Origin of the sequence: Leptolyngbya sp. BC1307, from assembly GCF_002286735.1 — a bacterium.
Classification (GTDB): Bacteria; Cyanobacteriota; Cyanobacteriia; order Phormidesmidales; family Phormidesmidaceae; genus Phormidesmis.
The window spans coordinates 23,096-36,814 of sequence record NZ_NRTA01000006.1; the positions used below are offsets into that span (position 1 = coordinate 23,096).

General features: G+C 54.4%; 13 protein-coding genes. 4 read left to right on the forward strand and 9 right to left on the reverse strand.

What is annotated here, in order from left to right:
• Positions 1–18 precede the first annotated feature (18 nt).
• Positions 19–405 (forward strand): hypothetical protein, encoded by a 387-nt coding sequence (locus CKL79_RS05365; protein ID WP_121968658.1) that lies wholly within the window; start codon positions 19–21, stop codon positions 403–405.
• Between the two features lie 356 nt (positions 406–761).
• Here CKL79_RS05365 and CKL79_RS05375 read toward each other — a convergent pair whose 3' ends face one another.
• The 6 genes from CKL79_RS05375 to CKL79_RS05400 form a co-directional block, all read right to left on the reverse strand.
• A complete protein-coding gene (locus tag CKL79_RS05375) occupies positions 762–2,324 on the reverse strand; it encodes a glycosyltransferase family 39 protein (RefSeq protein WP_170943980.1) in 1,563 nt (520 codons plus the stop codon).
• A 313-nt stretch (positions 2,325–2,637) separates the two neighbouring features.
• Entirely contained in the window at positions 2,638–4,377 is a 1,740-nt protein-coding gene (gene leuA, locus CKL79_RS05380; protein WP_121968565.1) for a 2-isopropylmalate synthase, read from the reverse strand.
• A gap of 448 nt (positions 4,378–4,825) precedes the next feature.
• On the reverse strand, positions 4,826–5,245 hold the full coding sequence (locus tag CKL79_RS05385; RefSeq protein ID WP_121968566.1) for a biopolymer transporter ExbD: 420 nt from the start codon (positions 5,243–5,245) through the stop codon (positions 4,826–4,828).
• A gap of 82 nt (positions 5,246–5,327) precedes the next feature.
• Positions 5,328–5,771, reverse strand: a complete 444-nt coding sequence (locus CKL79_RS05390) for a biopolymer transporter ExbD (RefSeq protein ID WP_121968567.1) — start codon at positions 5,769–5,771, stop codon at positions 5,328–5,330.
• A 63-nt stretch (positions 5,772–5,834) separates the two neighbouring features.
• On the reverse strand, positions 5,835–6,575 hold the full coding sequence (locus CKL79_RS05395; protein WP_121968568.1) for a MotA/TolQ/ExbB proton channel family protein: 741 nt from the start codon (positions 6,573–6,575) through the stop codon (positions 5,835–5,837).
• Between the two features lie 206 nt (positions 6,576–6,781).
• Positions 6,782–7,153 carry a DUF1823 family protein gene (locus tag CKL79_RS05400; protein WP_121968659.1) on the reverse strand — a complete coding sequence of 124 codons (372 nt, stop codon included), beginning with the start codon at positions 7,151–7,153 and terminating at the stop codon, positions 6,782–6,784.
• 88 nt (positions 7,154–7,241) lie between these two features.
• Between CKL79_RS05400 and CKL79_RS05405 the strand changes: the two genes are divergently transcribed.
• The 3 genes from CKL79_RS05405 to CKL79_RS05415 are packed head-to-tail and all read left to right on the forward strand — an operon-like array spanning position 7,242 to position 10,359.
• Complete coding sequence (locus CKL79_RS05405) at positions 7,242–8,204, forward strand: biotin--[acetyl-CoA-carboxylase] ligase (protein ID WP_170943981.1); 963 nt, start codon at positions 7,242–7,244, stop codon at positions 8,202–8,204.
• A 31-nt stretch (positions 8,205–8,235) separates the two neighbouring features.
• Positions 8,236–9,882 carry a M23 family metallopeptidase gene (locus CKL79_RS23450; RefSeq protein ID WP_205879006.1) on the forward strand — a complete coding sequence of 549 codons (1,647 nt, stop codon included), beginning with the start codon at positions 8,236–8,238 and terminating at the stop codon, positions 9,880–9,882.
• Positions 9,883–9,912: 30 nt separating this feature from the next.
• Positions 9,913–10,359, forward strand: a complete 447-nt coding sequence (locus CKL79_RS05415) for an acyl-CoA thioesterase (protein WP_121968570.1) — start codon at positions 9,913–9,915, stop codon at positions 10,357–10,359.
• On the opposite strand, the gene CKL79_RS05420 is transcribed toward CKL79_RS05415, so the two are convergent.
• Genes CKL79_RS05420 through menA form a run of 3 tightly spaced genes read right to left on the reverse strand, consistent with a single transcriptional unit; the run spans position 10,268 to position 13,678 of the window.
• Complete coding sequence (locus tag CKL79_RS05420; RefSeq protein WP_121968571.1) at positions 10,268–11,737, reverse strand: AMP-binding protein; 1,470 nt, start codon at positions 11,735–11,737, stop codon at positions 10,268–10,270. The two genes, CKL79_RS05415 and CKL79_RS05420, sit on opposite strands and share 92 nt — an antisense overlap.
• The gene (locus CKL79_RS05425; RefSeq protein ID WP_121968572.1) at positions 11,710–12,702 is read right to left on the reverse strand and encodes an o-succinylbenzoate synthase; all 993 of its coding nucleotides are present in this window, start codon (positions 12,700–12,702) and stop codon (positions 11,710–11,712) included. Before CKL79_RS05425 ends, CKL79_RS05420 begins: the two co-directional genes overlap by 28 nt.
• A 46-nt stretch (positions 12,703–12,748) precedes the next feature.
• Positions 12,749–13,678 (reverse strand): 2-carboxy-1,4-naphthoquinone phytyltransferase, encoded by a 930-nt coding sequence (menA, locus tag CKL79_RS05430; RefSeq protein WP_276299224.1) that lies wholly within the window; start codon positions 13,676–13,678, stop codon positions 12,749–12,751.
• Positions 13,679–13,719: the final 41 nt, after the last annotated feature.

Sequence of the window (13,719 nt, forward strand, 5' to 3'; positions counted from 1 at the left end):
CAACATGCCCCTAGCAACATGCCAACATCTAGTGATTCGCTCATCGTTAACATAGGTTTATTTGCCATTGCGGTTTTTGTCATTGGCGTCGTCGGCGTCAAAATGACAAAAGTGGCGGATCGCCTGGCCGATAAAACTGGGCTGGGTGAGGCGGTGATGGGAGCCCTGTTTTTAGGCGGCACAACTTCCTTACCGGGCGTGGTCACCTCAGTCACTGCGGCAGCGACTGGGCATCCAGAACTGTCTATCAGTAAAAGTGCCTTATCCAGACCGGGTATCGTCTCGAAAGCGCTCTTCCGTCCAGCTCCTGGCGCTCGTTGCCCCGGTTCGCTCAGGGCCTCAGGATCTGATATCTCTGCTATCCCCAAGCGAATGCTCGGACGACCACAGCCTAGCAGTCGATGAATATAGCTGATGCCGCCATGACCTAGCTTGACCGCTTTGATCGCGGCATAGCGGCGGCGATCCTTCTTGCTCAGTGACCCATAGTACTGCTACATTTGCTGTTCTATCGCTGATGAGTAGGGGCGAATCTGACGCATCTTAAAGGACACTATGATAACGGCAGATCCAGCTCACAATGGATAACTACTCTGGCTCTTTAATTTAATCCTCGATCCTTAGCGTAGAAGATGAGAGTGGTGATTCATAGAAGAAACTGCGGCGTGAAACAACTCATCACCCCGCAGAAAAACAATCGTCTTTAGACAAATTCACAGCGAAATCATCGTATTCCCGAAAAAATCTGCCAATCTCAAAAGCTATCCCCGTTTAGAAATTTTGCCATAGGCTAAGTCGTCAGCTTTAGAGAATACCTGAAACTCATACTGACGGCTGAGCAGCTCAATATCTTCTTCTGCTAAAACGGCCTCTCCTTCTGTAACCGTCTCCAGGTCATTGACCGATCTCACCCAGCGAATAGGCCGATTGCTGTAAAACAGGGCTGTCGGCATGTAGAGATCTTCAGACAGGCTGACGACGATCAGCTCCTCATTGTTAGGATTAGCCGACTGACTCGCACTTTCGGCCAGCGCCGCAACCGGGCTAGGCACCTCAAGATACAGCCCTCTAATCTCTCTCACCCCGGCCAGCACTAGCACGCCGCAGAGCACCAAAGAGACTGCCTGATAGCCTTTCGCAAATCGCAGAAAGTAACCGGATATGGCGGTCAGCCCAACTAATCCAAAGCCTGCTACTGCCATCTGCGCTGGCGGTGAGAGAAAAGTTACCCGCTGCGGAGCCAGCACACAGACAGCCGCCGCGACTACCAGCAGGCTGACAAAAGAGGCCGAATAGCGATACCTGATCGCCTGCGTAATCAAATGCCCTATCCAGATCGCAAACACCGGATAGCAGGGGACGACATACCACTCTAGCTTTGTCCCTACCAGGGTAAAGCCGCCTAGCACTACCAAAACCAGAACCAGAAGAATACGGCTACTCTGACCTGGAGTCTGATTTTGCCCCAGCGATGAGGCGCTCGAACTTTTCTTGATCTGTTCTTGAATTTGCTCTTTTATCTGGAGGGCAAACGCCATCGGCAGCAGCCAAACCCAGGGAAAAAACTTTTTCCCTAATTTTAAAAAGTAGAAAGCAGGCCCGCCCTCATTGCCTTCGATACCGTTGGTTGAGCGCTCTACGACATGGTACAAAAAGTACTGATCTACAAATGCCTGACCGTGCTGGTAAAGGGCAATACCGTGCCACGGCAACACAATCAGCGCGGCCACAAGACTGCCTCGCCAGAAGGTCTTCAAGCGCAAAGTGGGCCAGAGCTGACGGTCTACAAGTAGCGCCGTCAAGATCGCAATCGGGACAATCAGCCCGGCCACGCCCTTAGTCATCAGCGCGCTGGCCATCGCAAACCAGGCCAGATACCACCAACGATGCGCCCCCGCGACAGCTCGCAAATAAGCGTAGATGCTGATGAAGATAAACAGCGCCAGGGTGACATCTGTCGTACCAAAGCGAGCGTAATGCACAAAGGAAAAGTTAGTCAGCAGCACCCCCACTGAGAAAACAGCCGTGAGCCTGCCATACAGCCGCTGGCTAATTAAATACGCAACGCCGACAACGCCTAAGCCAGACAGTGCCGACGCAGCTCGCGCCCAAAACTCATTGACTTCAAATAGCCGGTAAAGCAGCGCCGTCATCCACATAAACAGCGGCGGCTTGTGATACCAGGGCGCATAGCCCCAGTGCAAAGTTAGCCAGTCCCCGCTATTTACAATTTCTTTAGAAACCTGAGCGTAGATAGCTTCGTCCCAGTTGTTTAGCGTTCTGGCACCTAGTTCGTAAAACAAGACGAATGTAGCGATCAGCATAATGAGCCCAAAGACCCAGTATTGACTCTTCGCTGTGCTGCGCTGTTTTTCTTGTGAGCCTGAGCTAGTCTGTACGCTGTTTGACAAATGCATAAAGCTGAGTGGCCCGTACAAGTTTGAACAGGGCGTTACTTTACCGGCCAGGCTGCGAACAACCCAAAGAAAGTAACGCTCGTATTATCGCTTATCTATCTTTTGCAGAGAGGTATCATGAGCTACAGATAAGCAGGGGGGAGCTTATCGCCTTTGACAAGCATGTAAGACACCGGGTAGTGACTATTTAATGACGCGATCGCCCCTCTTCAAGTTCCGCTTAACGCAAAGCTAACCGACTATCTTTTTGTTCTTGCGGATACATATGAAACAGTCGGTTAAGCGCACTAATTACAGCCAATAGAGAAGCCGTGACAATATTTTCGTGAAGGCCAATGCCGTAGCCGCTCTCCTGCTGCTTGCCTTTTTGGGTGACTATCTCAACTAGGGCGATCGCCTGCCCAGCACTGCCACCGCCGAGCGATCGCTCCTCATAGTGACGAATCTGAATCTGGCCTAACCTTTCTGCTAAAAGCGTGGCCGCCTGCGAGCTACCCCCAGCATTCAATGCATTAACAAAACCATCAATCGGCCCATTCCCCTCACCTGACATGCCAATCTTAAAACTGTCATAAGTCAGGTCAGCAGAAACTTTGGTGCGCTTGTCTAGCTGAGTAGATCGATGCGACAGATAGCGCAGTGGTGCTGTCTCCGGAGAATACTCCGCCTTAAATATCTCCCAAATTGCCTGAGCAGAAATCTCCTTGCCGCTGGCATCAACAGCCCGCTGCACCACCTGACTAAACTCTATCTGTAGCCGTCGGGGCAACACAATGCTATAGTCTCGCTCTAGCAAAAAGGCAATACCCCCTTTGCCAGATTGACTATTCACCCGAACGACAGATTCGTAAGAGCGCCCCACATCAGCCGGGTCCATTGGCAAGTAAGGCACGGCCCAACTGTCTTGCGGCTGCCGGGCGGCAAATCCTTTCTTGATAGCGTCTTGATGAGAGCCAGAGAAAGCAGTAAAAACTAGCTCACCTGCGTAAGGATGACGCGGATGAACCGGCAGCTGCGTGCAGTCTTCCGCTACGCGCACAATATCGTCTATACCCGAAAAATCAAGCCCAGGAGAGATCCCCTGCGTGTATAGATTCATCGCCAGCGTGACCAGATCGACATTGCCCGTCCGCTCACCGTTGCCAAACAAACACCCCTCTACCCGCTCAGCTCCGGCCATTTGCCCCAGCTCGGCGGCAGCAATGCTACAGCCCCGATCATTATGCGGATGCACACACAGCACTACCGCAGCGCGATAGTCCAGATGGCGGCTCATCCACTCTACTTGGTCAGCAAATATATTCGGCGTAGAGACTTCGACGCTCGCAGGCAAATTAATAATTGCCTTAGCCGCTGGCGTCGGCTGCCAGACCGCCAGCACCGCGTTGCAAATCTCTTTAGCAAACGACAGCTCTGTAGACGTAAACACTTCAGGCGAATACTGAAATCTCCAGGCGGTCTCAGGTTGAGCAGCGGCCAGTTCTTTCATCAGGGCAGCAGCTTGAGTTGCTAAGCGAACCGTGCCCGGCTTGTCTAGCCCAAAGACAACCTGACGAAAGGCCGGCGCGGTCGCATTGTACATATGCACGATGGCCCGTTTAGAACCACGCAATGCCTCAAAGCTGCGACGAATCAGCGCGTCTCTAGCGGGGGTAAGCACCTGAATGGTGACATCATCAGGAATGAGATTTTGCGCTATGAGATGACGAACAAAGTCAAATTCTGTTTGCGAAGCGGCCGGGAAACCGACCTCAATTTCTTTAAAGCCGATGTCTACGAGCGTTCGAAACAGGCGCAGCTTGCGAGCGATATCCATCGGCTCAATCAATGCCTGATTGCCATCGCGCAGATCGGTACTGAGCCAGATGGGGGGCTGGGTGATTGTTTTGTTTGGCCAGGTACGATCTGGTAAGTCAACTGGCATAAAGGCGGTGTATTTGGTCGCAGGTTGAGTCAACATAATAGAGTGCAAAAAGGGTAGAAGTTGTCAAAAAAATGAGGACGAAGCAGGCTGCTCTAAGCAGAAGGACAGAAGCAAACAGGCCACAAAAGTGGAGCCACTCAAATCAAAAATGCCGAGATGGGCGTAGCGATTTTATGCAGCGTTGCCGCTAGCCGTAGGACAGAGCTACAGCAGGCATCTCAGGGAAATATAGGGGTGTAAAAATGAGTATTATGCGCGCCCGCGCAGCAGCAGCAGCCCGTTAAGGCCAAAGCTGGAGATGAAGAGAACTGCGGGCTGAGCGTTCATAAGCGAGAGATAGACCTGTTGCTGACAGAAAGGTCTCCAAAGATACCGAAAATATTAACTCAGGAAAAGTGATGAGTCAAGCCTGATCTAGAGCCAGGCTATTCGGATTTCTGTTGTTAGAACGTGAATGGCATAGGCAAAACCTCACAAAGGGCCGCTACTCAACCGCTAATGACACCCGGCGACCGCCGATTTTTCTCAGCTCGCTCAGAAGCGCTGCGATGTCGTCATAAGGCAGAGCGCGGTCGGCCTTGAGCATGAGGCTGCCGTCGGGGTTTTCTTGAAAATAGGCGCGGATGCGAGGAGAAAGAGCTCCCAATTCAGTTTTTTCGCCGTCGAGAATCAGTTCTCGCTGGTCGTTAAGGCCAATAACCAGCGGCTCAGCCTCTTCACTCTCATCCATAATTTTTTGATCTGCGCCATCTACCGATTGAGGCAAGATAACACCGTTGATCTGCACGCCAGTCAGCCCCATCGAAATGACGACAAAGAAAATCAGTACCGTCATCAAAACGTCCATCATCGGCACCAAATTGACTTCGGGAATTCGACTCGGGCGGCGGTGGCGGGTACGCATGAAGGCTTTGTGAAAGGTTTTGCAAGCGAGGACTTTTAATTGGAGACTTTTGATCGGAGCGATTGAGCCGAGCGATGCGGGGTTAGTTAGCCGGTGCGGGCGTCTCTTCTGAGGTGTCTTCATCTAAGGCCAAAGAGACGCGCTCTCCCCCTACCGACCGCATTTCTCCTAAAAACTGCATCACCTGCTCATAGGGCAGTTCACGGCTAGGCAACAGATACACAGTGCTGTCGGTGCGGGCCAGATAGTTTTCTATCTCGGCGGTGAGCTGGTCAGGTGCAATCGGCGCACCATTTAACAGCTGCTGGCCAGACGCATCTATTTCTACGATGAAGGGATCTTGCACGGTGTCGGCAACTGGGGTTTCTTCGGTTTCTTCCGCTGGCAGATCTACCTGAATCAACTCTTCGCTGCCCAGCGACACCGAAACCACAACAAAAAACGCTAGTACGCCCATCATCACCGTCAGCATCGGGATGAGATCAATCGGGGGGATGCCATTGTCTTCTGTTTGGCGAAAGCGCATAGAAGGTCGGAAAAAGTAGGTTTAGGGAGAGTGCTAGATGGCGAAATGTTGGAACAAAGATATTTAGCGGGTAGGTAGCGGGCGATCAGGCTCTCTAGCAAGCCCTGAAGTCGTCTCTAGTGGGCGGTCAGCAGTCTGTCTGCGAGTGGCGGGTTCTCTTCCCTGCCCCCAGTCAGCTTCGTACCAATATTCGCGGTAGATCAGCTCTAGCTCATTGCCTGCTTCAGAGAAGTAGTCCATCTGCTGTGACTGTAGGGTCACCATGATCCGCAAGACGAGTAGGGCTAAAATAGCGACGACCATGCCCGCTGCGGTGGTGATGAGGGCTTCTCCAATGCCGCCGGCTGCTTCGGTAGCACCAACCGCGCCGCCACCGCCGCCGATATTGAGATTTTCAAAGGTGTTGATCAGGCCGGTTACCGTCCCGAGCAGACCGAGCAGCGGTGAGACGGCGACCACGGTTTCTAGCAGTTTGTCGCCTTTACGCATTTTGACAAATTCCTTATCGCCAGCGTTTTCTAAGGCGAGCCGAAAGGTATCGGGCGAGGGATTTTTCAGGTTTAGCGGGGCCAGCAAAAAGCGACCGATGGGCAAATCGCGGGCTCGGGCGGCGATCGCTGCTGCCCCAACCAGATCGCGGCGGGCTGTATCCAGCACTTCATTGACGATCTGGCCCTCTCGCTTCAGCAAATTTGTCCAAAAAGTAGCCCGCTCTAAGGCGCAGGCCACCGTGAAGACAGATGCCCCAATAATGGGCACCATAACTGGTCCCCCTTTCGCTAAAAAATCAAATACCGTTGCCATATTGAACGCTGCTGTATGAGACGGGGTTGAGGGCAGAGAGTGCTGAAAAGACCTGTGATTGAAAAATAGCTGCTGGAAAGACTATAGCCGGGCGGCTTCTGCTCTGGGTAAACAGAAGATTAAGGAGGCGATCGCGCTATCTCACTGAATTTACCTCTCTAGACTTTTTACCTCTCTATTTACCTCTCTATTTACCTTTCTGAACGTTACAGAGCTGCCCGCCTCTGCATTTCGCTCAAGAGCCAGTTAGCCATCGTTGCCCGCCGGGTGAGCCGAGGGACTAGCTGATCTACAGAGTATCCCTTAAATCCTAACTGGGTTTTGAGTAGCTGTTTGTTTTCTTTAGGAATAGAGCGGGTGAGCTGTACGGTCGCGGGTCTGCTCTCTATAAAGTTTGGCGGTTCGGGATACTTTTCGGCCCAGGCGGTGTCTACGTTTTCTGTTTGCCAGGTTTGCGTCTGGCTGTCGTAGCGGTAGCCTAGAATGTGCCACACCATTTGGTTAACTGTGTCGTCAGGCAGCTCATTATTGAGAATGGCCCACAGCGTTTCGGTCGTTAGGGGAGGGAGGTCAGTCATCATCGCGTCGATTATAGCAACTCATTTTACTGAGAATACAGACAGTGTATCTGAGATAAATCCCCAAAAAATTCGGGCTGCCCTGGCGATGAATGGAGATCACTTAGGCATTTGCGCCGAGTTTAGGCATATCCAGCCAAAATTTGACCTGCATGTGTTTGAGTGCGTAGATTCCACCAGCGTGCAGCTCTGGAAGATGGTAAATCAGGGAGCTGAAGCGGGGACAGTGGCGATCGCCCAGCGGCAGTCAGCCGGGCGGGGGCAGCGAGGCCGCAGCTGGCTGTCAGGGCCGGGCGGGCTGTATCTTTCTGTGGCGCTCTCTCCCGATTGGCCGGTTGACTATAGCGCCCAGCTTACCTGCATGAGCGCTTGGGGTATCGCCACTGCTCTGAACAATCTGGGGGTGCCGGTACAGATCAAGTGGCCTAACGATCTATTCTTTGAAGGCAAAAAGCTAGGCGGCATTTTAACCGAAACCAGGCTAGCCCAGGCGTCTGCAGAGTCTGCAGAGTCTCAGCGCCAGCCCAGCCGTCAACCTGTAGCCCGAATTAAACAGGCCGTGATTGGTGTAGGCATTAACTGGCACAACCAGGTACCCGAGACCGGCACGACCCTGACAAAAATACTGAAGGCACTACCTGAGGGCGCTGCTCGGAACAAAATAAGTTGTTTGGAGGTGCTCGCGGCCCTGGTGCTTAGGGGAATTCTACAGGGAACTTTCTTTCAGCAGCAGGTGGGCAATCAAGCTTTCATGAAGGCTTACCAGAAGCTACTGACACAGACCGGCAAAACTGTTTCACTGAGTAATGACCTGCGATCGCTCGCTGTTTCTGATGACCCGGTGACCCGGCGATGGGATACATTGCAATTGGCAAACCGTTCCGGAGAGGTCGTTGGCATATCAGAAGAGGGTTATCTAAAGGTTGCTTTGTGTAACTCTAGCTGCTTTGCTGACGGGTCTGCCCCTTCCCCAGACAGCCTCACAGCCGATGGAAACACTCACAGCAGCGAGCTGCTGTTACTCAAACCCAGCGAGATTCACATAAGTTAAGATTGATCGGGATTATTTTAGGTTATTGACTATGACTGCGCCCCAGCATACTGCCAAGCCCAAAGCAGACCAGCCCAGAGCAGACAAACCCAGAGCAGACCAGAGTGATAGTAGCTGCCCCCCCCGCTATAGATTGCAGAGATGCTGGTTCGTCACCCTCGGATTGTTAGGCAGCTTTAGCTTTATTGCGAGCCAGGTCAGTCTGGCTCGGGCTGAGAGTAGCGACTACTCGGTCAATGATTTTTCGGTGAGCGAATCAGTCAGCGAATACGAGGCCGCTAACAGCGCGGCGTCTTCTGCAGCTGCAGCTGCTGCCGCAGTTCCTTTGACGATGCCGGGTGCAGAGAGCTTTTCAAACCCGTTAGCGACGGCACTGCCCGCTGCTAGCCTGGATAGTGCTGCCGCGATCGCGCCTCAGGTCACCCCTATTGCCCCTCCCAGCTTTACCGCAGCTAAAAAGCCGGTTGCGGCTAAGCCCGCTCAGCGCCGCAATCCGTTTGCTGGGCTGATTGAAGCAAGCGCTATGGCCGCTACTATGGCTACGAACGATACGGCCACCGAAGCCGCGCCGCAGACCACACCCACCGCTCCGCCTGCCGGGGTTCCAGACATTGCCCCCGCTCCTGCACCTGCAGCTCCGCCCACAGCAGCCCCGGTTCAGCCCACTGATTTGGTACCGCCTAACCTACCAGGCGGCAACCTGCCTGAAGAGTACAACAGCGTTTTTGTAGATCCGACAGACTACAGCGTGGGCGCAACTGAAGCTCCCAACGTGGTGATTTCTGAGCAATCGACCGGCTGTGAATTTACGGTGGGTCAAGGGCAGGCAGTCCCGAATGGAGCCTGTGCGAGTCAGGCAGGGGCTCCAGCGGCTTCTGGTCGGGCAGCAGCAGCGCCCAGTGCAGCGCCAGCAGCCTCTGCAGCGCGGTCGACGGCTACTGCTAGCGGATCAGCGGTGAATGTAGGGCCGGTGAGCTTTAGCGCCTCAGGCATTCGCTTTTCGGGTTCGACGACTGCGGCAGGTCGCGACTTTGTCAATCGCTCGGTGCGCCCGCTAGTCAATCTTCAGGCTGCTCGGCAATTTATCTTTCCGCTATCGATTCCAGCGCCGATTACTTCGCTGTTTGGCTTCCGCATTCACCCTATTAGCGGTGACCAGCGCTTTCACGCAGGAACTGATATTGGCGCACCTCAAGGGACGCCAGTGTTGGCAGCTCAAGACGGGGTAGTCACATCTGCAGATTACGCCGGTGGCTATGGTCTGATGGTCGTGTTGCGCCATCAAACTGACGGGACGCAGCTAGAGACCCGCTATGCTCACCTCTCTGAAATCTTTGTAGAATCCGGCAAGTCTGTGAAAAAGGGAGACGTGGTTGGCTTAGTAGGCAGCACAGGTAACTCTACTGGCCCTCACCTGCACTTTGAGATGCACCAGCTCACTGCCGATGGCTGGGTGGTGGTTAATCCCGATGGTTTGATTCAGCAGTCTTTAGCTAGTTTGGTAAGAGTGCTTAACGATCCGACGCAGGCTCTGAGCTTTAGCCTGGCCGATTTTAATCTGGGCAATGCCAGAGCGTCGGGCGTAGCCACTCAAACTAATCCCGTTAACATCCTGCCCTCGCTGCTACCGGGTCAAAATGGCATCTCCTTCCGGCCTGCCCAGCCTAACGCCAGCTAACTAACCTGAGTTTCGAACTCAGGCGGTACGATGTCCTTTTGCTATCTTCGGGTTATTCGGTTTCACGAGACTGATGCGGCGGGCGTGGTGTATTTTGCTAACTTGCTGACACTTTGCCACGAAGCTTACGAAGCGGCGCTAGCTGCCGCGACCATTGATCTCAAAGAGTTCTTCTCAGACGCGGGGGAGACGGCAGTACCGATTGTCCATGCTGAAGCGGACTTCTATCAGCCTTTGTTTTGCGGAGATGCCATCGCCATTACCCTTATACCCCACCAGCTAGATCCGTATCGTTTTGAAATTGCTTACCGTGTTAGCCGTCAGTCTCAGACAGACACAGCTACAAAAAAGCCGCTGGCTCAGGCCCTCACCCGGCATGTCTGTATCAGTACGGGCGATCGCCGCCGTCATCCGCTAGGGCCCGATCTGCTTGGCTGGATAAAGGCGCTATCTGAGCCAGCAGCGCCTGCCGATTGACCTTGCCCTGAAGGTTGCGCGGCAAGGCCGTTAGCGGTATCCACCGCTTGGGCTGTTTGTAAGGGCTGAGCTGCCTAGCGATCGCCTGCCGCAGACTGCCTTCAGAAACTTCGGAGTCGATGGGCACATAGGCTGCTGTCACCGCCTCTCCCCACTGCAAATGGGGCAAGCCGACTACGCACACATCCTTCACCTGACCGGTGCCGCGCAGGACAGATTCTACCTCGGCGGGAAAAACATTTTCACCGCCGCTGATAATTTTGCCGCTGACTCGACCGGTGATGTGCAGGTGCCCGTCAGGGCTCAGGTAGCCTAAGTCATCGGTGGTGAAAGTCTCTGGAGCCATGCCGCCTGAAGAAAGCGCGGCCAATGCCCTAGAACTCACGGTAATTTGGCCGATTCCTCCGGGAGGCAGCGGCTGACCGGTTTGCATAATCTGCACAGTGGCGTGAGGCAACGCAGGACCACAGCTGCGATCGCCCTGTAGAAAAGCCTGGGGGCGAAGTGCCGTCACCATTGCCGCTGTCTCCGTCATGCCATAAGAAAGGCATAGCGGAATCTGCTGGGCAGCGGCGCGATCTAGCAAGCTAGTCCAGGCGGGCGCACCACCTAAGAGCACCGCCTGAAATTTGCTGAGCCAGGCGCTTTTACCGGACTGCATAAGTCTTTCTAGCTGGGTGGGCACCAAAGAAATAAACCAGTCCTGAGGATGGTGAACCTGAGGCTGTGAGGCTTCTAGCTGTTTGAAAGGGGCGATCGCCACCTGTCCGCCACTGACCCAGGCTCGCAGCATCTGCATTAGCCCGCTAACGTGATATACCGGCAGCACACAGTACACATTGACCGGGCCATCATCGGGCCTAAAATAGCGGCAAAACCCTTCTGCTGAAGCCATCAGGCTAGACCAGCGATGACGGGCAAACTTTATCTGTCCGCCGCTGCCGCCAGTGGGAATCAAGATGGCGGGCTCAGTGCTGTTTGGATGGTCGCTGTCTGAATTTTCCCAGATGCTTGATTCGATAGATAGCGCCGCAGCTTTTCCCCAAATCATTTGCGGACGGATGAGCTGGCGGGCTGACGTCCACTCGTGAGCGCCCCACTGCGGATTGGCCAGGGCCACCTGCCAGCCTGCCAGCAGCGCGGCCCAGAAACCTGCTAAGAATTCTAGAGGGTCAGCGTCCGCCAGGAGAACCAGCGGGCGATCTGAAATCGGAGTCTGCTGAGCAAATTGTTCTAACTGATGGCGGCGATCGCGAACTCGCTCTTCCCAAACCGCCTGCCGACCGTCAGCGCCAGGGTCAACTAGCCAGTGCGGCTGGAGCTGATCCCACAGCGCAGTTGGGGTGAGCGCTAAGCGATCCGATCTAATCGCTGCCACAGCGCCTCCCAGTCTGGGTCATCTAGACCATCATTTGGCAGCCACTGCTGAGTGCCCATTCCCATCACCCGCTGAGGCTCGTAAGGCATCAATACTGACAGCTCTACCGCCAGATCAATCAGCGCCTGACGGCCAATATCCGTCTCAAAAACTGACGAAATTACAATATCAATCGGGTAATCGGCGCAAAACTGCTTGAGCCGGCCCGGAGAGCCCGAGATGGCCGCCTTGACCACATATATCCCCCGCCAACCGCGAAAGTAGTGCGTCTTCAGCTGATCTAACGTGGTGACCGATTCATCTAGCGCAATCGGAGTCTGGTAGCGATGGGCAAGTTTGAGCAGGTCGATAAAGCGATCTGGCGGCAACGGCTGCTCAATAAACTCAATGCGGTGACCGAGGCGATCGCACTGATCCAGCCAGTGGTGAGCGCTCAGCTCATCTAGCCCGCCATTCGCATCTAGCCTGAGCTGAGCCCCCAGTGGCAGTTGCTTCATCAGCTGATGCAGCCAGGCCAGTTCAACCGACACCGGGGCCACGCCAATTTTCCACTTAAAGGTGCGATGGCCCATGGCCCACAGCGCTGCCCAACCCGATAGCGCCCCCTTCCCAGCAGGCAGCAGCGCGCTACAGCGATGGGGCTCTAGCTCGCCGCAGTGAATATCACGTGAAAGATTACTCAGCGCTATTTCAAAGCCAAACTTACAGGCTGGCATCGTCGGCAATATCGCAAACCCGTTGCTCGCTGATAGCTGGTGCGGTACCTGCGCGCAAAAGGCTACCGCCTGCGCCTGCGTCTCAGTCCCAAACCAGGGCAGCGGTGCAACCTCGCCAAACCCGGAGCGGCCCTGCTCATCAGTAAATTTTAAAATTATTCCTTCGCGATACTTCCATACCCCATAACTGGTTTTGATAGTCTGGCGAAAGGGTCGCCGATAGGGGCGAAATTCAAATCGATAGGTCATGCGCCCTCACCTAACAGTCTCACCCAATACCTCAGAGCCCAACAACTCAGAGCCCAACACCCCCAGCGCCTAGAGAAAGGCTAGCAGACAGCCACAGTCCTGGCAGCAGCAGCCCCAGCACTAGCAGCAGCCCACTCCAAAAGTGAAAGTAAATCGCCAGAAACTTAGAGTTACTCACTCGCTCAGGCTGAGCGTGAAACCATAGCACATGGCGACAGAGCCGCACCGCTACCGGAATGCTGCCGCAGATCAGCAGCACGCTTAAAGGCAGTCCGCCGCGAACGATGCCCCCTACCAAAATGACAAATACGCTGCCGCAAGCCCAGGGCAGCAGCAGGGCCCCTCCCCGAGTACCGAGGCGGACAATGGGAGATTTCTTTCCGGCTTTGAAATCATCTTCTACCTGGTGAAAGTGAGAGCAAAAGAGCACTAGCGTAGTCGCAATCCCGACAATCAGGGCAGCTGGCAGCAGCGGCTGGCTCCAGCTCCAGCTCTGTGCCTGCCAGCTCTGCGCTTGAGCGTAATAGGCCGCGCCGACCGCCAGCGGCCCAAAGCTAAAAAAGCACAAAATTTCGCCCAGGCCCTGATAGCCCAGCCGAAAGGGCGGTCCCTGATAGAGATAGCCCAAAACGCAGCAAGCCAGCACCAACTGAAGCACGGTCGGGTCTTGCTGCCAGAGCGCAATGGCGACAATCCCAGCAATGCCCAGCAGCAGGCAAAGATTGCTCAGCCAGAAAATCAGCGCTGGCCTGTGAGTGAGATTAACCAGCGAATGGTGCTTGTTTTCATCGATACCGGTGGCAGCGTCGAAGACATCATTGCTCAAGTTTTCCCAAACCAGCAGCAGCACTGCCGAGAGCACAAAGACGGCAAATATGCCTGGATAGAAGGTGCCAGTTTGCGCATAGGCCACAGCGCTGCCGGCGCAAATTGGCATGATTGCCACGCAATACATCGGGGGTTTGAGCGCCGCCATCCAAAGCCGCAGTCGGTCTGGTCGCTCTTCTGGCCGTTTTT